This window comes from Xanthomonas sp. 10-10, assembly GCF_040182365.1.
In the GTDB taxonomy this organism is placed as follows: domain Bacteria; phylum Pseudomonadota; class Gammaproteobacteria; order Xanthomonadales; family Xanthomonadaceae; genus Xanthomonas; species Xanthomonas arboricola_F.
In genome coordinates this window covers 353811-374016 of sequence record NZ_CP144460.1, presented here as the reverse complement: position 1 = coordinate 374016, position 20206 = coordinate 353811, and the positions used below count along the sequence as shown (strand labels likewise).

The 20206-nt window shown below is 67.6% G+C and carries 17 protein-coding genes and 1 other RNA gene; 2 read left to right on the top strand and 16 right to left on the bottom strand.

Translation table 11 applies throughout. The annotated features are described in order from the left end of the window. Positions 1 to 44: 44 nt before the first annotated feature. From VZ068_RS01490 to glnA, 6 genes are all read right to left on the bottom strand, one after another. A complete protein-coding gene (locus tag VZ068_RS01490) occupies positions 45 to 644 on the bottom strand; it encodes a superoxide dismutase family protein (protein WP_349656676.1) in 600 nt (199 codons plus the stop codon). 833 nt (positions 645 to 1477) lie between these two features. Then, entirely contained in the window at positions 1478 to 2905 is a 1428-nt protein-coding gene (gene ntrC, locus VZ068_RS01485) for a nitrogen regulation protein NR(I) (protein ID WP_259159535.1), read from the bottom strand. After that, a complete protein-coding gene (locus VZ068_RS01480; protein WP_005992718.1) occupies positions 2898 to 3953 on the bottom strand; it encodes an ATP-binding protein in 1056 nt (351 codons plus the stop codon). Before VZ068_RS01480 ends, ntrC begins: the two co-directional genes overlap by 8 nt. Positions 3954 to 4218: 265 nt before the next feature. After that, positions 4219 to 5661 carry an ammonium transporter gene (locus VZ068_RS01475; protein ID WP_349656675.1) on the bottom strand — a complete coding sequence of 481 codons (1443 nt, stop codon included), beginning with the start codon at positions 5659 to 5661 and terminating at the stop codon, positions 4219 to 4221. A 22-nt stretch (positions 5662 to 5683) separates the two neighbouring features. Next, positions 5684 to 6022, bottom strand: coding sequence for a P-II family nitrogen regulator (locus VZ068_RS01470; protein WP_002808480.1), 339 nt, complete (start codon positions 6020 to 6022; stop codon positions 5684 to 5686). Between the two features lie 274 nt (positions 6023 to 6296). Further along, entirely contained in the window at positions 6297 to 7706 is a 1410-nt protein-coding gene (glnA, locus tag VZ068_RS01465) for a type I glutamate--ammonia ligase (RefSeq protein ID WP_104611882.1), read from the bottom strand. Positions 7707 to 7930: 224 nt separating this feature from the next. Here glnA and VZ068_RS01460 point away from each other — a divergent pair, with 224 nt between their 5' ends. Continuing rightward, positions 7931 to 8725 (top strand): undecaprenyl-diphosphate phosphatase, encoded by a 795-nt coding sequence (locus VZ068_RS01460; protein ID WP_259159565.1) that lies wholly within the window; start codon positions 7931 to 7933, stop codon positions 8723 to 8725. A gap of 132 nt (positions 8726 to 8857) precedes the next feature. Then, the gene (locus tag VZ068_RS01455) at positions 8858 to 9664 is read left to right on the top strand and encodes an META and DUF4377 domain-containing protein (protein WP_349656674.1); all 807 of its coding nucleotides are present in this window, start codon (positions 8858 to 8860) and stop codon (positions 9662 to 9664) included. A gap of 620 nt (positions 9665 to 10284) precedes the next feature. Here the strand turns inward: VZ068_RS01455 and VZ068_RS01450 are convergent. From VZ068_RS01450 to VZ068_RS01405, 10 genes are all read right to left on the bottom strand, one after another. Next, positions 10285 to 10896, bottom strand: coding sequence for a YbhB/YbcL family Raf kinase inhibitor-like protein (locus VZ068_RS01450; RefSeq protein ID WP_349656673.1), 612 nt, complete (start codon positions 10894 to 10896; stop codon positions 10285 to 10287). A 225-nt stretch (positions 10897 to 11121) separates the two neighbouring features. Then, a complete protein-coding gene (locus VZ068_RS01445) occupies positions 11122 to 13194 on the bottom strand; it encodes a tetratricopeptide repeat protein (protein ID WP_349656672.1) in 2073 nt (690 codons plus the stop codon). Between the two features lie 448 nt (positions 13195 to 13642). Beyond that, entirely contained in the window at positions 13643 to 14629 is a 987-nt protein-coding gene (locus VZ068_RS01440; protein ID WP_259166844.1) for an alpha/beta fold hydrolase, read from the bottom strand. Between the two features lie 63 nt (positions 14630 to 14692). After that, entirely contained in the window at positions 14693 to 15592 is a 900-nt protein-coding gene (locus VZ068_RS01435) for a lysophospholipid acyltransferase family protein (protein ID WP_259166842.1), read from the bottom strand. 21 nt (positions 15593 to 15613) lie between these two features. Next, a complete protein-coding gene (locus VZ068_RS01430) occupies positions 15614 to 16042 on the bottom strand; it encodes a hotdog fold thioesterase (RefSeq protein ID WP_259159571.1) in 429 nt (142 codons plus the stop codon). Positions 16043 to 16305: 263 nt separating this feature from the next. Next, positions 16306 to 16381: non-coding RNA, sX9 sRNA (locus VZ068_RS01425), on the bottom strand. Positions 16382 to 16452: 71 nt separating this feature from the next. Beyond that, a complete protein-coding gene (locus tag VZ068_RS01420; RefSeq protein ID WP_259159572.1) occupies positions 16453 to 18474 on the bottom strand; it encodes a phospholipase D family protein in 2022 nt (673 codons plus the stop codon). Then, a complete protein-coding gene (locus VZ068_RS01415) occupies positions 18471 to 19043 on the bottom strand; it encodes a YceI family protein (RefSeq protein ID WP_259159574.1) in 573 nt (190 codons plus the stop codon). Before VZ068_RS01415 ends, VZ068_RS01420 begins: the two co-directional genes overlap by 4 nt. Before the next feature lie 3 nt (positions 19044 to 19046). Continuing rightward, on the bottom strand, positions 19047 to 19523 hold the full coding sequence (locus VZ068_RS01410; RefSeq protein WP_005992684.1) for a histidine phosphatase family protein: 477 nt from the start codon (positions 19521 to 19523) through the stop codon (positions 19047 to 19049). Between the two features lie 15 nt (positions 19524 to 19538). Next, a complete protein-coding gene (locus tag VZ068_RS01405) occupies positions 19539 to 20171 on the bottom strand; it encodes a ParA family protein (RefSeq protein WP_259159575.1) in 633 nt (210 codons plus the stop codon). Positions 20172 to 20206: the final 35 nt, after the last annotated feature.

The window sequence follows — 20206 nt, the reverse complement described above, 5'->3', positions numbered from 1 at the left end:
AAAACTCCTGTAGAGACCGCAGTTGCGGCCATTGATGCCCCAACTCAGGGCTGCGAAGGGGGTGTGCGCCACTGGGTGACGCGGATGACGCCGCAGGCCAGACGGGCGCCGGCATTGCCGCTGGGTTGGCTGCGATAGTCGTCGGCATCGGCATGCACGATCAGCGCCTTGCCGATCACATCGGTGGGGCCGGCATCGCCGAGGGTGATGCCGGCGACGATCATGTCCAGGTGCGCGACACCTTCGGCATCGGCGCGCAGATTGTCCATGTCGCCGGCATGATGAGGATTGCTGCCGGCACGTCCGTGCGCCGAACCGGTGGGATTGAAATGCGCGCCCGCACTGCTGGCATCGGCCGCGCTGCAGTCGCCGCGTTCGTGCACATGGAAGCCCGCCACGCCGCCTGGACGCAGGCCGCCGACCGTGCCGGTGATGCGAATACCCTGCAGCGCTGGTACCAGCACGACCCGGCCGCTGACCAGGCTGCCCGATGCCGAAGCCAGCGCGGCTTCGGCCTGCTGCACCGGACGCGCGGGCACGACGCGCGCCGCAGGCGGGGGCGGCGGGGGCGGCGGCGGGGTGGTGCTGCAGGCGGCAAGCGCCACAGCGGTTAGGGCAACGATCGTGGACGACCGATAACGCATCGAGCTGTTCTCCTGATCAGGCTGAAAACCTATGCGGGCGCGTGTTCACATGTCATGAAATGCGCTCGGGGCAGCTCACGAGTTTACGGGGCTGGTGTGTGGCCGGCCGGGATGCGCGCAAACAGCGCCCTCACCCCAACCCCTCTCCCGCAGGCGGGAGAGGGGCCCGAGCATGACGCTCACTGCTCGCCTTCCCCGCGTTCCCGCCTTCCCTGCTCGCCTTCCAGATGCTTCCTTCCCTGCTCGCCTCCCGGGTTGCTTCCTTCCCCCGCTTGCGGGGGAAGGTGCCCGAAGGGCGGATGGGGGCGTCGTGCGCCGCCAGGTCATCGAGACAGTGGTGCCTGCGTGCAAGAACGCGGCGCGCTCATGCACGCTTGCCGCTGTGATGCTCGTCAATCTCGTCTGGTTCGCTGCTTGGCTCAACCACCTGCGCACGCAGCGCGGCGCTTCGCAGGCGCCCCTCACCCCCACCCCTCTCCCGCAGGCGGGAGAGGGGCTCAAGCATGACGCTCACTGCTCGCCTTCCCCGCGTTCCCGCCTTCCCTGCTCGCCTTCCGGGTTGCTTCCTTCCCTGCTCGCCTTCCGGATTACTTCCTTCCCCCGCTTGCGGGGGAAGGTGCCCGAAGGGCGGATGGGGGCGTCGTGCGCCGCCAGGTCATCGAGACAGTGGTGCCTGCGTGCAAGAACGCGGCGCGCTCATGCACGCTTGCCGCTGTGATGCTCGTCAATCTCGTCTGGTTCGCTGCTTGGCTCAACCACCTGCGCGCGCAGCACGGCGCTTCGCAGGCGCCCCTCACCCCAACCCCTCTCACGCAGGCGGGAGAGGGGCTCCCTCATCGGCGTTTGCGCCCGGGGCCGAGTTTGCGGGTGACGGTGTTGCGGCCCAGCCCCAGGCGCGCGGCCGCTTCGGCACGACGGCCCTGGGTGAGTTGCAGGGCGGCTTCCAGCAGGGTCTTGTCCAGGCGCTCGCGCGCTTCGGCATGCAGGCCCTGGGCGCCTTCGCTCAGGCGTTGCGCGGCCCAGCTGGACAGCATGTCGTCCCATTGCCCGGCGCTGCTACGGCCGGTGCGCTGGCGGCCGCGCGCCAGGGCCGCGTCCACGTCGATCACATCGATGATGTCGGCGGTGGCCAGGGCGGCCAGGCGCCAGCAGACGTTTTCCAGTTCGCGCACGTTGCCGGGCCAGTCGTATTGGCGCAGATCTTCCAGCGCGGCCGACGACAGCCGCTTGGGAAGCATATCGAGCTTGCGTCCGGCCATGGCCAGGAAATTTTCTGCCAGCTGCGCGATGTCGCCGCGGCGCTCGCGCAGCGGCGGCAACTGCAGGCGCACGACATCCAGGCGATGCAGCAGGTCGGCACGGAAGCGGCCTTGCTCGACCAGCGCTTCCAGGTCCTGGTGGGTGGCGGCGATCACGCGCACATCGACCCGGATCAACTCACGTCCACCGACGCGAAAGAATTCGTTCTCTGCCAGCACGCGCAGCAGGCGCGTCTGCAACGGCAGCGGCATGTCGCCGATTTCGTCCAGGAACAAGGTGCCGCCATCGGCTTGTTCGAAGCGGCCGATGTGCCGTTTGGTGGCGCCGGTGAATGCGCCGGTTTCATGGCCGAACAACTCGCTTTCCAGCAACTCAGCGGGGATGGCGGCGGTGTTGAGCGCCACGAAGGGTTTGCGCGCGCGCGGCGATTCGTTGTGCAGCGCGCGCGCGACCAACTCCTTGCCGGTGCCGGTTTCGCCGTTGATCAGCACCGACAGCGGTGCCTGCGCCAGGCGGCCGATGGCGCGGAACAAGGCCTGCATCGCCGGGGTATCGCCGATCAGCGCGGCCGACCCTTCGGCCAGCGGCATGCCGATGAGCTCGTCGACACCGGCGCCGGCGTCGGGCAGCGCGCGGGCAGCCAGCGCCACCGCATCGTCCAGATCGAAGGGCTTGGACAGGAATTCGTGCGCACCGCCGCGGAAGGCGCCGGCGGTGCTGGCGACATCGGTATAGGCCGACATCACGATCACCGGCAACTGCGGGTGCTTGGACTTGAGCTTGTCGAGCAGGCTCAGGCCGTCTTCGCCGGGCATGCGCACGTCGGTGAACAGCAGGTCCGGGGTGGGCCGCATGGCCAGTGCCTGCAATGCGGCGGCGGCACTTTCGAAGCCATCCACCGCGTAGCCTGCGTCGCGCAAGGCGGTGGACAGCACGAAGCGCACCGAACGGTCGTCGTCGACCACCCAGATGTGGTGGGATGCGGCGGCGGCCTCAGCCATGCAGATGCTCCTTGTCGTGATCGCCGGCCAGCTCGGGCAGCAGCAGGGTAAAAACGGTATGGCCCGGACGCGAGCGGTAGGTCAGGGTGCCGTGGTGTTCGCGCGAGACCTGCTGGGCCAGGGCCAGGCCCAGCCCGCTGCCTTCTGCGCGGCCGCTGACCAGCGGCAGGAACAGGTGTTCGGCCAGTTCTTCCGGCACGCCGCCGCCGTCGTCGATGATTTCCAGCCGCAACGACATCGCATGCACGCGGTCGCGGATGCGCTGGCCGTGCTCGACGCGGGTGCGCAGGGTCACCCGCGTGGCGCCGGCCTGGAACGCGTTGCGCACCAGGTTCCACACCGCCTGGGTGAGCCGGTCCACATCGCCGAGGATGTCGGGAATGCTGGGGTCGTAATCGCGTTGCACCTGCACCGACCAGCCGCCTTCGGCCTCTGCCAGGCGCAGCACGCGCTCGAGTACCACGTGGATGTTGAGGCGATCGTGCGGGCGCAGCGGCGATGGCGAGAGCAGGCGTTCGAGCAAGGTGTTGAGGCGTTCGATCTCGGTGCCGATCAGCTCGATCAGCTCGCGCTCGTCTTCATCGCGACCGGCCGAGCGGCGTGCCAGCAACTGCGCGGCGCCCTTCAGGCCCGCCAGCGGGTTACGCAGTTCGTGCGCCAGGCCCTTCAACGCAGCGCTCAAGGCATTGGGCAATGCGTGAGTGGGGTCCAGCGCGGGGAATTCGTCGACCGGGTGCGTCTCCAGCAACCAGCCACCATCGTCCAGCCGCGACAGCCAGCCTTCGGCAAAGCGTGGTGCGTCATTGGGCAGGCCCAGCGCCAGCCGGTGCAGGCGCAGCACGTCGCGTTCGTCGTTGAGCAGGAAGCGCGCCAGTGCGTCGCCCTGCACTTCCAGCGCGGCCAGCGGTTGATCGACCAGCCGCCGTGCGCTGACGCCGAGCCAGCGCGCGAATGCCGGGTTGACCCCCAGCACGCGGCCTTCGCGGTCGGCCCAGGCCACCGGGGTGCCCAGGCTGTCGAGCGACGGTGTTGAGGTCGTCATCAGCATTGCACCAATTTAGTGCAAGCAGCATTGGCGTGCGCAACCGGCGCGCCGACCGCAGCCTGCAGCGAAGTGTCTAGGGCCGGGTCGCAATGGCATGGCCAGACCCGGCTCGCATCCGCGCCGACAGCGACGGGCGTGGGGCTGGTCATGCAGGCACCTCGGCAGTTGGTCCGCAGCCAGCAGGGCGGCGGCGGGAAAACGGACCCGGCGGGTTCTCCCGGCCGGGTCGTTGCGCCACCCGCGGCAGCGTGGCCGCGGGTGTGCATGCTCAGGACTCGTATGCGGCTTCGCCGTGCGAGGTGATATCCAGGCCCTCGCGCTCGGCTTCTTCGGTGACGCGCAGGCCGAACACCAGCTTGGCGACCAGGAAGCCCACCACCGACACCACGCCGATCCACACCACGGTGATGCCCACGCCCAGGGCCTGGATCTTCACCTGATGCAGGATGTCGTAGTCGCCGCCCTTCTGGCCGCCCAGCGAGGCCGCCGAGAACACGCCGGTCAGGATCGCGCCGATGATGCCGCCCAGGCCATGCACGCCGAACACGTCCAGGCTGTCGTCGGCGCCCAGCAGGCGCTTCAGGCCGGTGACGCCCCACACGCACAGCACGCCGGCCGCCAGGCCGATCACGATGGCGCCGAACGGACCCACGGTGCCGCAGGCCGGGGTGATGCCGACCAGGCCGGCGACCATGCCCGAGGCCACACCGAGGGCGGACGACTTGCCCTTGATGATCTTCTCGGTCAGCGACCAGCCCAGGATGGCAGCGGCAGTGGCCAGCAGGGTGTTGAGGAAGGCCAGCGCCGCACCGGCATTGGCTTCCAGGTTGGAACCGGCATTGAAGCCGAACCAGCCCACCCACAGTAGTGAGGCACCGACGAAGGTCAGGGTCACGTTGTGCGGCTTGATCGCCTCACGCCCCAACCCGGCGCGCTTGCCGACGAAGTAGGCACCCACCAGACCGGCGATACCGGCGTTGATGTGGACCACGGTGCCACCGGCAAAATCCAGCGCGCTCAACCCGAACAGGTAGCCGCCGGTGGCCCAGACCATGTGCGCCAGCGGCAGATAGCCGAAGGTGAACCAGATCACCGAGAACAGCAGCACCGCAGCGAACTTGGCGCGTTCGGCAAAGGCACCGACGATCAGCGCGCCGGTGATGCCGGCAAAGGTCGCCTGGAACGCCACGAACACGTATTCCGGCAGGCTGACGCCCTTGGTGAAGGTGGCCGACAGGCTCTCGATGGTCACGCCCTTGAGCAGCGCCTTGTCCAGGTTGCCGATCCACGGACCTTCGCCGGAGAACGCCAGGCTGTAGCCGTAGAGCACCCACAGGATGGTGAGCAGCGAGAACACCGTTGCGACCTGGATCAGCACCGACAACACGTTCTTGGCGCGCACCATGCCGCCGTAGAACAACGCCAGGCCCGGCACCACCATCAGCAGCACCAGCAGCGTGGAGGTCAGCATCCAGGCGACGTCGCCCTTGTCGACCACCGGCGCGGCTTCGGCCGCGGCGGCCGGCGCGGCGGCCGGCTGCGCAGACGGCAGCGGTTCGGTGGTGACCGGCTCGGTCGGCAACGGGGTGACCTGCGGGGTGGACTGCGCTTGCGCGCTGCCCATGCCGCCCACCACCAACGCGCTGAACAGCATCAGCATGCACACGCTATAGAACCGGGCTTTCCACCCGGCAAACAGAGCTGTCTTCATACGACCTCCGGAGGTGGGGGACTCAGAGCGCATCGGCGCCGATTTCGCCGGTGCGGATCCGCACCACTTGCTCGATCGCAGTCACAAAGATCTTGCCGTCGCCGATCTTGCCGGTGCCGGCCGCGTTCTGGATCGCTTCGACCACGGCATCCAACCGGTCGTCGGTGACCACCGTCTCGATCTTGATCTTGGGCAGGAAATCCACGACGTATTCGGCGCCGCGATACAGCTCGGTGTGGCCTTTCTGCCGCCCGAAGCCCTTGACCTCGGTGACGGTAATACCCGACACGCCAGCGGCGGACAGGGCCTCACGGACCTCGTCGAGCTTGAACGGCCGGATGATGGCGGTGATCAATTTCATGCGCATACCCCGAAAGGTGGAAGGAACCGGCCGGCATTGCGCCGCCCGGCGGTGTCATTCACCTGGATGCCAACCCCGGCATCCAATCGTTCGCGGATCGCGCAGACCCCGACGGATGCCAGGCATCCGCCTCGTGGGAGAGGTCAGGCCCGCGCGCCGCGAACTGTGTGCTCTCTCGTTCCCCTCGACTCCACGGCGGTGCCGGGGAGCCATCGAACATGTGCGGCGATGGCGGAGGTGGGAGGGGGGGCCTCCGCCATCACCGCGGTGGAACTCAGTTGCCGTAGTACAGCTGGTACTCCAACGGATGGGTCGCAGCACGGAACTTGGTGACTTCCTGCATCTTCAGCGCGATGTAGCCGTCGATGAAGTCGTCGCTCATCACGCCACCGGCCTTGAGGAACTCGCGGTCCTTGTCCAGCGCTTCCAGGGCCTGGTCCAGGCTGGAGCAGACCTGCGGGATCAGCTTCTCTTCTTCCGGCGGCAGGTCGTACAGGTCCTTGTCGCTCGGCGCGCCCGGGTCGATCTGGTTCTTGATGCCGTCCAGGCCGGCCATCATCAGCGCGGTGAAGGTCAAATAGCCGGACTGCAACGGATCGGGGAAGCGCATTTCGATGCGGCGTGCCTTCGGGTTGGTGACCCACGGAATGCGGCACGAGGCAGAGCGGTTACGCGCCGAATAGGCCAGCATCACCGGCGCTTCGAAGCCCGGGACCAGACGCTTGTAGCTGTTGGTGCCGGAGTTGGCGAAGGCGTTGATCGCGCGGGCGTGCTTGAAGACGCCGCCGATGTACCACAGCGCCAGCTGCGACAGGCCGCCGTAACCGTCGCCAGTGAACAGGTTGCTGCCGCCCTTGGCCAGCGACTGGTGCACGTGCATGCCGCTGCCGTTGTCGCCGACGATCGGCTTTGGCATGAAGGTGGCGGTCTTGCCGTTGCGGTAGGCGACGTTCTTGATGATGTACTTCATCGTCAGCAGTTCGTCGGCCTTCTGTACCAGCGAGCTGAACTTGGTACCGATCTCGCACTGGCCGGCGGTGGCCACTTCGTGGTGGTGCACTTCGGTTTCGATGCCGACCTGTTCCAGGGTCTTGATCATTTCCGCGCGCAGGTCGTGCAGGGTGTCGGTCGGCGGAACCGGGAAGTAGCCGCCCTTCACGCCCGGACGATAGCCGCTGTTGCCGCCGTCGTACTTTTCACCGGTGTTCCAGGCCGCTTCTTCAGAACCCACCTGGAAGAAGGTGTGGCCCATGTCGTTGGCGAAGCGCACCGAGTCGAAGATGAAGAATTCCGGCTCCGGGCCGAAGAACGCCTGGTCGGCGATGCCGGAGGACTTCAGGTAGGCCTCGGCGCGCTTGGCGATGCCGCGCGGGTCGCGCTCATAGCTCTGCATGGTGGCCGGATCGAGGATGTCGCAGGTCAGCACGATGGTCGGATCGGCGAAGAACGGATCCAGGTACGCGGTGCCGGCGTCGGGCAGCAACACCATGTCCGACTCGTTGATGCCCTTCCAACCCGCGATCGAGCTGCCGTCGAACATCTTGCCTTCTTCGAACAGCGCCGGCTCGATGATGTTGGCCGGGAAGGTGATGTGCTGCTGTACACCACGCATATCGACGAAGCGCAGGTCGACGAACTCGACCTTGTTGTCCTTGATCAGCTTTTCAACGTTTTCCACGGACATCGGAAGAAACCTCGGATTGGAGTGAAGTGGCTCGTGGGCGGAACTACAGCAGGGACCATGCCAAATGGCAGACTTTCACAAGTCGTTGATTTTGCTTGCGTCGCTTGAGGTCGCTCGTGGCTCGATAGCACCATTCAGGTGCTATCCGCGCAGAGGATGCACCGATATGGTGCATGCCGCAATGCACTATCCTGACGCCTCCCCCAATCCCCTCCTCACGTCCGATGTCCGATCTGATTTCCGCCCTGCTGTTGGGCATTCTCGAAGGCCTCACCGAATTCCTGCCGATCTCCAGCACCGGCCACCTGTTGATCGCCGAACAATGGCTCGGACGCCGTTCTGACTTCTTCAACATCGTCATCCAGGCCGGCGCGATCCTGGCCATCTGCCTGGCGCTGCGGCAGAAGCTGTGGACCCTGGCCACCGGCCTGGGCGAGCGCGCCAACCGCGATTACGTGCTCAAGATCGGCGTGGCCTTCATGGTTACCGCGGTGGTCGGGCTGATCGTGCGCAAGGCCGGCTGGCAGCTGCCGGAAACCGTGCATCCGGTGGCCTGGGCGCTGCTGATCGGCGGCCTGTGGATGCTGGTGGCCGAGCACTTTGCCGGCAAGCTGCCCGAGCGCGATGTGGTGACCTGGAAGGTGGCCATCGCGGTGGGGCTGGCGCAGGTGGTGGCCGGCGTGTTCCCCGGCACCTCGCGCTCGGCCTCGGCGATCTTCCTGGCCATGCTGCTGGGCCTGAGCAAGCGCTCGGCGGCGGCGGATTTCGTGTTCATGGTGGGCATCCCGACCATGTTCGCGGCCAGCGGTTATGCGCTGCTGGAGATGTACAAGGAAGGCGGCTTCGGCAGCGAAAACTGGGCCGATGTGGCGGTGGCCTTCGTGGCGGCGACCATCACCGGCTTTGTGGTGGTGAAGTGGCTGCTGGGCTACATCAAGAAGCACCGCTTCACGGTGTTTGCGGTGTACCGCATCGTGCTCGGCGCCGCCCTGCTGCTGTGGTTGCCGGTCGCGGCCTGAGCCGCGAATGCGCATGCCCTGCCGGTCGCCACAGCGGCGAGCGGCGGGGCAACTGCACGGGCAGTGACGCCGGTCATTGCCGCCGCCGCGCGCTGGCGGTATCACTGGTGCCTTGACCACCGGGAGCCGCCGATGCGTGCCGTGTTCTTTGCCCCAGCCCTGCTGGCGGCGGGCGTGACGGCCTGCGGCTCGGGCGCAACGCCCGGTGCCGACGGCGCCGCGTCAGGCGCCACGTCCGCCTCGACCGCAGCGACCGCGCCCGTCAGCGACAACGCCCCGTTGCGCGCTGCCTTGCAGGCGCAGCACTGGCAGCTGCAGCAGGCCAGCGATGCGCACGGCACGGCCCTGCGCAGCCTGTTCGTGGCCGGCAGCGCGCCGCTGCAACTGGACTTTGCCGATCAACGCATCCAGGTCAGCCAGACCTGCAACGCGCTGGGCGCCAACTACAGCGTGGCCGATACGCAGTTGCAGATCGGCCGGGTGGTATCGAGCAAGCGGCTATGCGCGCAGCCGCGCAAAATGTCCCAGGAGCGCGCCGCCAGCGAACTGCTGTCCGGCAGCTTTGCGGTGACGCTGGACACCGCGCACGCCGCGCCCCGGCTGACCCTGATCCGCAGCGATGGCACCCGCCTGCTGTTCAACGGCGTGCCCACGGCAACCACCCGCTACGGCGGGCCCGGGCAGACGCTGCTGATCGAAGTGGCGGCCGACACCGTGCCCTGCGCCTCCGACCCATCGCGCGCCTGCCTGCAACTGCGCGAGCGCACCGACGGACAGCCGGCGACTGCTTCCTGGCGCCGCTTCGACGGCAGGATCGAAGGCTTCGACCACGAGGCCGGCATCCGCACCCTGCTGCGCGTCACCCGCTATCCGCCGGCGGGCGGTCAGGATGGCGCGCCGGTCTATGTGCTGGAGCAGATGATCGAGGCGAGCGGTTAGCAGGTGATGGGCCGGGATTGGGAATTGGGAATTGGGAATTGGGAATTGGGAATTGGGAATTGGGGATTGGGGATTGGGGATTGGGGATTGGGGATTGGGAATCGGGAATCGGGAATCGGGAGTCGGGAGTCGGGATTGGTCTGACATCGAGCCGTTGCAGGTTCGGCCAGGCAATAGCGCTCTGCGACGACCATGCCGATCGGCCAGGCGCGACGAGCCGGTGCTTGGCAGAACCGGCGGCCGCTTCGACGGCCCGAGGCATCACTTCGCTCATGCACACCGATCGACGTACCGGTACGGTGCGGCGGGTACGCCAGACGCGCAGCGTCGCCTGCGTGCGAAGGCCGTGCACGACTCGCGTTGACTGGGCAGCCGACTACCGGCTCGATCGAGCTGGCATTCGTTTCGCTCCGACCGCAAAGCCGCCGGCCACGCGGTCGGCTTCGCGGTCCTGGCGCGGCGACGGATTCAGCATTCGCGTGCCCTGCAGCGCCGCTTGGGCGAGACGCCATGCATGCAGGACGCGGCTTGCCATGCGCCGGATCGAGCGTTCGACCCGAACGCCCTGCTCCCCTGTGCCGACCGCGAAGCCAGCGGCCACGCGGTCGGATTGCGCGGTCTCAGCGCAGCGACGGATTCAGCGTGTAGGTGCCATGCAGCGCCGCTTCGGCCAGCACGTGGCCCTGGATGGCCGACAGCACATCGGCTGCAGTGAAGGTGGCGGGCAGGCTGAGCTTTTCCACATCGAGCGCAAACACCCGGAAGAAATAGCGGTGCAGGCGCAGATCGTTGAACGGCGGGTATGGGCCGTCGTAGCCCAGATAGTCGCCGGCCATGTCGGGATTGCCCGCGAACCACTGCGTGTAGGAGTTCAGGCCCTGGCGCGCACCGGCGGGACCGGCCGGCTGCTGCTTGCCCTTGGCCACGAAGCCGTCGCTGCAGCTGCCTGCGGCAATCTCGTGCACGCCAGCGGGGATGTCGGCCATCGCCCAATGCACGAAATCGGTGCGTGGCTGCTCGACCGGGATCTGCAGATCCTCACGGCCCACCGTCTCCGGCACCGTCGGCACATCCGGGTCCAGACACAGCAGCGCGAACGAACGCGTGCCTTGCGGGACATCGCTCCAGGCCAGATGCGGGTTGCGGTTCGGCGCGAAGCCGTCCGGGGTACCGGCAGCAAATTCCACTGCGATGGGCTTGCCGTTTTCGATGCTGGTGCTGGTCAGACGCATGCAAAGTCTCCGTGGATCCAAGCGCTCAGCCTGCCTGGATTGGCACCGCAACGGAAGCCGTCGCAGTGGAACCTTGTGTGGCACAGCTGGCGTCGTCCGGGCTCTGGATCTGTAGGAGCGGACCTGGCGGCGACGGGCGTTACCGGTATCGGTGACGCCTTGTCGCGGCCAGGTCCGCTCCTACGATGGCGTAGCGCTTGTGGGATATATGCGGCAGGCCGCGCGTCAGTCCTGCGGATACCCGAAGCGCACGGCGATCAGCGTCAGCAGGTCGAACTGGGCGCCGAGCACGCCGCGATAGTTGCGCCAGCGGCCGGCGGCCAGGCGGGCCGGGCCGCGTGGCTCGACCAGCGGGAAGCTCAGCCCGAACGCCTGCTCCAGCGCGGTGGAGATGCCCTGCGGATCGCTTTCGATGCCATCCAGGCGGATGATCCGGTGCGGATACAGATCGCGTTCGTGCAGCACGGCCAGCTGTTCCAGCGCGGCCAGCAGCCAGTCGGTGGCCTGCTGCGGCGACTGCACCGCCAGCGGGGCGGACGCGCCAGCCGAGAGCCAGTCCAGCAGCATGTCGCGCGGATCGCGCAGCGCGATCGCCAGCCGCCCCTCGGGCAGATGCGGGCGGAGCGCGGCGAGCAAGGTGTTGTCCCACCACAGCAGCCAGTCGATGACGTTGCCATCGTCGATGCCGCGGCGCGGCAGCTGTGCCTTCCAGCCTTCCACCAGAGCCATCGGCGCCAGTTCGCCGGATACCAGCTGCTCGACGCTGCGATAGCTCTGCAACGCATCGGACGGCGGCGTGGCGCCGTAACGGTCGCCGCGCACCAGCGGGGTGGCCGCGTCCATCACCGCGATCAGGCGTTCGACATGCGAGCCAGGCGTGCCCCAGACGAACAGCGGACGCGCGGTGACGGTGTCGGGAATGCTGCCCAGCGCCGGCCACTGCATCGGTTGTTTGGCAGCCTGCGGCGGCAACGGCAGGCGGTGCTGGGCCTGCTCGCGATGGAACTGCATCCAGGTCGCCAGGGCGGCGTCGGGCTGACCGGCGCGGTCCTGCACATTGCCCAGCCAAGGCCGCAGCACGGTCTGCTGCGGTTCGGGCAAGGACTCGATCAAGGATTGAACACAGGCGATCGCTGCCGGCGGATCGCGCTCCAGCAGCGCTTCGACGATGCGCTGCTCACCGCTGATGCGGCCCGGCTCCACCGCCACGATCTGCCGCGCCACCATTTCCGCTTCGTCGGCATGGCCCTGCATGTCGTGCACGCGCATCAGCGCTTCCAGCGCGGGCAGGTGCTCGGGCATGCCCAGCAGCCAGCGCTCGATCACCGCCTGCGCCTGCGGCCCGCCGACCGGCTCCACTGCCAACCGCGCCAGCCACAGATCGTGCGCATTGCTGGAGGTGGCCAGCGCCGCATCCAGGGTGTCGCGCGCATCGTCCACCGCGCCCAGACGCTCCCAGGCGGTGAGCAGGGCGTGCAAGGTGCGGCGGTCGGCCGGCCAATGCGCCAGCGCCAGGCGCAGATGCGCGGCTGCCTGGTCCGGGCGACCGGCCTGCAGTTCCATTTCGCCGGCCAGCCGGCGCATCGCCGGACCATCGCCGTCGGGCTGCGCCAGCACGGCCTGCATCGCGGTCAGCGCGTCGTCCAGGCGGCCTTGCCGCTGGGCCAGCTGGGCGATGAAGGCGCGCAAGGCAGTACCCGGCGGATTGAGCTCGACCACGCGCTCGAAGGCGCGCTCGGCGAACGCAAAATGTTCCTTCTGCAGGTAGGCAAAGCCCAGCGCGAACATCACCCGCGGGTCGTCCGGCAGCTGCTCGGCGGCCCGGGTCAGCAGCGACAGCGCGCGGTCGCTCTGGCCGCGACGCATCTCCACCACACCATCGACCGCCAGCAGCTGTGGGTGGTCAGGAGACAGCCGTGCAGCGGTGCGGCTCAGCCGCTCGGCATCGTCCAGATCGCCGCGTGCCACGGCCAGATGCGCCTGCATCACGTAGGCGTTGAACTGATTGGGATCCAGCGCGGTACTGCGCGACAACGCGGCATCGGCCGCGCTCAGATCGCGCGTAGCCAGCAGCAGCCCGGCACGCAGCAGATGCAGGTCGGCATCTTCCGGGGTCAGCGTCAGCGCGGTTTCGATGCTGGCCAGCGCCAGCGCCGGCTGACCTTGCTGCTGCAAGGACAGCCCGAGCCAGCGGTGCGCGGCAGCGTTGTCCGGCGCGGTGGTCGCCCACTCGCGGGCCAGCGCCACCGCATCGTCGGCCGCATTGCGGCGCAGGGCTTGAAGAATGGCGTCTTGCATGGCGGCGGCGTGTCCCGGACAAACCGCTATTGTAACGATGCGCGCTGCGGCGGCTTGGTGTACGCCCGACACTGCGGTCTATTGCCGCCCGCTTGCCGTGACTGCCCGAGAGTGTCTGCAAGGGCCGGCGTCCATCGCCACTGCGGCTGTCAGCTCGAGTGACCGCATGGGTCGGACGTTGGCACGCGCACCCACATCCGGCCAGGCACGCTTGCGCCGCAGGCCACAGAGCATCCCAGGGACCAGATGCCCCGCACACCAGAACGCAGCCTGGGCGCCGATGGCGGCCGGTCCCGTCTGTGCAAAGAACAGGATCTCGCCGGTCTGCAGGTAGGCGTAGAGCCTGAGAGCGCTGCCGTAGACCATCAGGCCACCGGCGAGCGCCGATGAAACCGCAGCCAGGGCACCCAGAGGCGGATGTCCTTTCAGCACGATTAGCGCGCGGCCGTTAGAGCGCTGCGGTGAGCCGTTCGGCCACCCAGCGCTCGGCGAATCCGTCGCCGCGGGCGTTTTCCAGAAAGCCGCAGTGGCCGCCCCAGCGCGCGATTTCCAGGTGCGCGTGCGCCGGCAGTTTCCAGCCGGCGAAGTCCTCGAACGGAATCACCGGGTCGTCTTCGGCCATCAGGATGTGCGAGGGCACCTGCAGGCCGGCCAGACGTTCGCCGGCGATCGAATAGCTGTCGAAATACGCTTCCAGCGAGCCGTGGCCGGTGTGCTGCACCGCCAGCCAGGCCATCAGCTCGCGCATGTCCAGCGCCAGGGTGGCGTCGTCGTAGCCGTGCTGGTCCGGGAACAGCTTGCGCTTGCGCAGCAGCGATTCGCGCCATTTGCGGCGGAAATACCAATCGTAGAACTGCGGGCCCTTTTCCAGCTGGGTCATGGTCGCAGCCGGGTCCAGCAACGGACACACCGCCGCCACCCGCGCCAGCGGCAGGCCGGCGGCCGGTGCCCGCAAGGCCAGCCGCAGCGCGAAGTTGCCGCCCAGCGAATAGCCGGCCGCCAGCAGCTGCGGCGCGGGAAAGCGCCGCCACAGATCGCCGGCCGCGTTGACCACCTCGTCGATGCGATCGGAGTGGAACAGGTCCACATTGAGATGGTGGGTGTCGCCGTGATCGCGGAAATTCAGCCGGAACACCTGGTAGCCCAGGCCAAGCAGGCGCGCGGCGGTCAGCCGCATGTAGTTGGAATCGGCGCTGCCTTCCCAGCCGTGCAGCAGCAGCACGGTACCGCGCACCGGCGCATCGCCCGGCGGCACGCTCATCCAGCCCTGCAGGCGCACACCGTCGCCGCCGTCGAGAATATGTTCGCTGGTGACCGCGCCGCTGGCGCTCAGCAACTGACGGCTGCGCAGCCGGCGCAAGGCGCTGCTGCCCAGCACCGATTGCACGTGCGGATTGCGCAGCCAGCGCGGCGGCTGAAAGTCGGAGGCGTTCATGCGCTCATCGGGCCGGGCAGCAGGATGCTGGCCCCTGGATGGATGAGCGCGTGCATCGCCGGCTCAGGACTCCATCGCGGCGATGATGCGTTGACGCGAGGTGTCGGCCAGGCGGCGACGTCCTTCGACATCGAACGCACCGATCGGCTCCAGGAAATGCACTTCGGCCAGACGCGACGGCTCGCCGAGCAGGCGCACGATGTTGGCGAAGAAACTTTCGCGCTCGCCAAAGGCCACCACCGCCTGCGCATTGCCGCGCGCGCCGTAGCGCAGCGCCACCGGTTGCACCGGCACGCCGGCTTCCACCGCTGCCTGGAAGATGCGCGCATGGAACGGGCCGACCTCGGTGCCGCCGCGGGTGCGCCCTTCCGGGAACACGCCCACCGGCTTGCCGCTGCGCAGGCGCTGCAGCATTTCCAGCAGCACCCCGCCCAGCGATTCGGTATTGCCGCGCTGATGGAAGATGGTCTGGCCCTTGGCCGCCAGCCAGCCTACCAGCGGCCAGCCGGCGATTTCCCGCTTGGCGACAAAGCCCATCACCCGCTGGCTGTGCAGCATGGAGATATCGACCCAGCTGACGTGATTGGCCACGAACAAGGTGGCGCCCGATAGCGGCGTACCGAAGCGGCGCAGCCGAAAGCCGAAGATGCGCATCAGGTTGCCCTGCCACCAGCGGATCATCAGCTCGTCCAGGGTGTCCGCGGGGCCGGTACGGATGCGCGCCAGCGGCGGCGTCACCACGCACAGCATGGTGATCGGCAGGCACAGGCACAGATGCAACAGCAGCAGCGGCACCCGATACAGGTACCGGAACCAACGCAGCGGGCCGCCAGCGTCGCGCGTGGCGTCCAGGGATGACTCGCTCATTCGACGAACGGGACCGGTAACGGGAGAAGGAGACACGACTATTGTGACAGCAGCTCGGCCGCGGCGCAGTGCCGGCAGCGGGTGGTGCTGTTCCACTGATGCAACTGCCAGGCGTACTCAGCCATGGGTGCGCGCCACCACGGCCAGGGTCAGGCGCGAGACGCAGACGCGCTTGCCGGCCGGATTTTCGATGACGATGTCCCAGACCTGGGTGCTGCGCCCTACATGCACCGCGCGCGCGGTGCCGGTGACCAGGCCCTCGGTGGCCGCGCGCAGGTGGTTGGCATTGATCTCCAGCCCCACGCACATCTGGGTGGTCATATCCACGCACAGGTTGCCGGCGCTGCTGCCCAGGGTTTCGGCCAGCACCACCGAGGCGCCGCCATGCAGCAGGCCATACGGCTGTTTGGTGCGCGCATCCACCGGCATGGTGGCGCGCAGCCAGTCGTCGCCGGCTTCGGTGAACACGATGCCCAGCTGCTCGATCAGGGTGTTTCGGCTGGAGGCATTGAGGGCGGCTAGATCGACGGGAGCGCGGAAGGTCATGGCTGGGGAATGGGGAATGGGGAATGGGGAATGGGGAATGGGGAATCGGGAATCGGGAATCGGGAATCGGGAATCGCATCGGCGGGAGCGTGGCTGGTGCAACGCCTGCCGCTGCCTGGTGGATTCAAGGCTACTGCAAGTCGGGGTCGCTGCTTGCCCCGGATTGGCGGGAGTGGTTGCGCCGCCCGGCTGACAGGGCGGTCCGACGCCATGCCGGCAACCAGTGCGCCGCTCGTTTCTGTCGAAAGATGCAGCCTTGGAGCGGCCAACACAACGTAACGAACAGTCGTGGGCGGGTGCGGACGGCACGCCCGGAACCGGCGGGTGCGAGGGCCACATGCCGTACCGGGCAAGGCCGCGCCCGCTGGGCGGTGAGCACGGCCACCTTGTCGGCTGCTCTTAGCGGTCGATCAGAGAATCGGCACCAGGCCGGCGCCGAACGCGGTCAGCATGCGCACCAGCAGCCATTTCGGCCCGACGTTGACCTCGGGGAAATCGCCTACCGCCACATAGCACTGCCGGAACTGCGGGTCCTGGCGCTTGAGCGGGAACGGGCAACCCGGGCCCGGCTGGAACTCGTAATTGGTGGCGTAGCGCCACGGCCAGAAGTCCAGCACCGGCAACGCTTCGGAGACTTTGCCCACGCTATAGTTCAATCCGCTGAGCACCGGCGGCTTTTCGCGCGGAGCCACTGTCCAGGCATTTTCCGGGCGCATGTCGCGCTCGATGCTGGCGGCCAGCGCCTGCGCAAAGCGCGCATCGTCGATCACCACCGCCGCTTCGGTGTTGTAGTTCTCGCTGCGCGGATCGAAGTTGTGCGTGCCGATCACGCCGATGCGGCGATCCACCACCAGCGATTTGGCGTGCAGCCCCATGCGCGCGCCGGCGCGGGTGACCGGCAGCGGCTTGTTGACCGCGCGCGTGCCCAGAAACGACGGCCGGGTTTCGGTACGGAGCACGCGGCGGTCGACCTCGCTGCCGCCGGGCGCGCGGCCGGCGCCGCTGCCGCGCAGCGCACTGGCCGGCGCCGTTTGCCCGCCGGCATCGCCACCAGCGCCACTGCCACGCATCGCGTTGCCGGCCGCACTGCCGCCGATCAGGCGATTGGTGCGGCTGTCTTCATTGACTTCGGAGGCTGGATTGAGCGGGTCCGGCACCAAGTTGGCGTAATCCACCGGCGCATCCAGCGGAAATGGCTTGAATTCGTACAGGTTGAAGCCCAGCTCGCGCATGTTGCGGCGTTTGAACTTGTACGACAGCGCATACACGATGGGGTTGTCGGTGGCTGCCAGGCTATTGGTCGACACCACGATGCGCGGCGGCTGCGGGCGACTGCGCAGCGCGCGGAAGATCGCCTGAGCCTCGTCGGACAACACCAGATACGGTGTTTGCAGCAGCACTTCCTGCTGCGCGCCGGCGATCAGGCCGTCCAGTTCCGGCGCCGTCGACACCGCCTTGGACGCATGTTCCTTGCGATGCTTTTGCGGCAGGTCAGCTACGTAGAGCACGCGCTGCACCGACATCGCCGGCGCGACGAAGGCATCGCGCACGAACTGCGGATCGCGCGCTTCCTGGTCCACCCGCCCCACCCGATCCGGGCGCCGGAACTGTGCCGGCGGCATCTGCGGGGCGCCCTGCTCCAGCAGCAGCCTGCCCACATCGTTCAGGCGCTCGGCCGGCACGCTGCGCCGTGCGCGCCAGAACGCATCGAAGTTGGCCGCCATCGCGCGCACTTCCGGGCCGGCCAGGATCACGTCGCGGTCGCGGAAGTTGTACTCGCTGTCCCAGTCGTAATAGTCGTCCTGGTAATTGCGCCCGCCGACCACCCCCAGCACGTCGTCCACCACCAGCAGCTTGTTGTGCATGCGCTGGTTGAAGCGCCGGAAACAGCACAGCACGCTGCCGGCGTAATCGAAGTAATTGAGTTTGACCTTGCCGAAGGTGGGGTTGTAGATGCGCAGCTGCAGGTTTTCGTGGGTGCTGGCCAGCGCGCCGAGAATCTGCAGGTCGGCGATTGCCGACAGCTGATCGATCAGGATCCGTACCTTGACCCCGCGCTGCGCCGCATCGGTCAGCGCGTCCAGCACCATGCGCGCGCTGTCGTCCTTGTCGAAGATGTAGGTCTGCAGATCGATGCTGCGGGTGGCGCTGCGGATCAGGTTGAGCCGCGCCACCAGGGATTGTTCGCCGTGGTCGACGATGGTGGCGTAATGGCGTGGCGCGGCCGCGGTGGAAGCGGTGATGGCATCGCCGCCCAGCGTGCGCAGCGGCGAGGGCTGGGCGCAGTGATTGGCCTGGGTGCAGCTCACCACGGTGCTACGCGCCGCAGCGGCGACGCCGGCAGCACGGTTGCGTTCGACTTGCGACAGGCCGGCGCATCCGGTGCCGAGCAACAGGGTTGCCAGCACAAGCAGCCTCAACAGGAGCCTCACGGGCGCCGCGCCTCCTGCAACCGCCCACGCAGAATGAATGTCACCCTGTCGCCCAGGGCCATCTGCCACGCATTCATTCCGTAACGTCCACGCAGGACCGTACCTCGACTGATCACATCGCAATCATAGCCCGGCCGCGCGCATTCAGCCGGTGCAACGTGCAAGGTCTCGACGTGGGTGATTCCACGGATGGTCAGGTTGCCGGTGATGTTGCCGCCGTCCTTGATCGCTTCCTCGGTGTAGGGCAGCGACTCGAATTCCACCACCGGGTAGCGCGCCACGTCGAAGAAATCCTCGCCACGCATCCAGCCGGTATAGCGGTCCTTGCCCGGAATCTCCACCTGGGTGGCATCCAGGCGGAACCTGACTTGCTGGCGTTTGTCGGGCAACTCCACCACTTCCCCACGAAAACGTGGGAAAAACCCCTCGATCTTCATGCCGAAGCGGGTCTTGATCTCGAACCCGAAGCGCGATTGCACCGGATCGATGAGGTGCACTTTCTGCTGCGCAAGGCAGGGGAGCGCGACCCAGAGCGCGAGCCAGGCGAACCAGCGCAGCGACGATGACACGGATCAAGGCCACCAGAAGGCGGTCAGGCGGGCGATCCCTGGCTCGATGGTGGCGTCCAGCGGCAGGGCCAGCAAGGCGATCGAGGCGGTCGGCATGCCGCGGTAATCGCCGGTCTGCCCGCTATGCATCAACGCGGCCAACCGCTCCAGGCCGGGGTTATGGCCGACCAGCAGCAGGCGCTCGGCCTCGCGGTGTTCGTCCACCAGGCTGGCCAGGGTTCCCGGTGTTGCTTCGTAAATGCGCTCGTCCAGACGTTGTTCGATATAGCCGGTGAGCTCGAGCACCGCTTCCAGGGTCTCGCGGGCACGCCGTGCCGGCGAGCACAGCACCCGGTCGGGCACCAGCCGCTGTTCGCGCAGCCAGCGCCCGGCCGATTCGGCCTCGGCGATGCCGTGCGGGGACAGCGGGCGGTCGAAGTCGGCCTGACCGGTATCGGCCGGCTCGGCATGGGCGTGTCGCAACAAGATCAATTCGCGCATAGGAACTTTCCGGTTCTAGGACTTCTTGAGCCACTTCAACAGCGGCTCCCAGTCCTGTTGATGGTCGCGCACCTGCGCCGAGCGGTAATCGAACAAGCTGCGCCCCAGCCCGGCCATGACCACGTAGGCCTGGGTGTCGCGCAACTGGGTCACCAGCGGATAGGGCCAGGTACCGATCATGTCGGCGGCCTGCTGCGAGGTCTGCGTCCAGGGACGGGCGCGGTTGAGCACCAGGCCCACCGGGAGCTTGCGCTGGTGCACGCGCGGCACCTTGGCCAGCGTGTTGAGGAATCCCACCACCGCTTCGATATCCAGTGCCGACGACAGCACCGGCACCACGATGGCGTCGACATGGTCCAGAAAGCCGCTCAGGTCGTCGGCCATCGCACCAGCCGGAGCATCGATGATCAACTGGTCGGTGCCATCGGGAACCGCAGCCTGCCAGTTGCGGCGCTTGGTGGCGTCGATCGGCAGCACCGCACTTTCGAGGCTGGCGCGTCGTTGCGCCCAGCGTGTGGACGAGCCTTGCGGATCGGCATCCGCCAGCACGGTGCGCTGGCCTTGCAACGCCGCGTGTGCGGCCAGATTGGTGGCGATCGTGGTCTTGCCGACGCCGCCTTTGGAGGCGGCCACCAGGACTGTCTTCATGCACGCCTCGCTTCCGGGAGCAAGCCGGCAGCGTA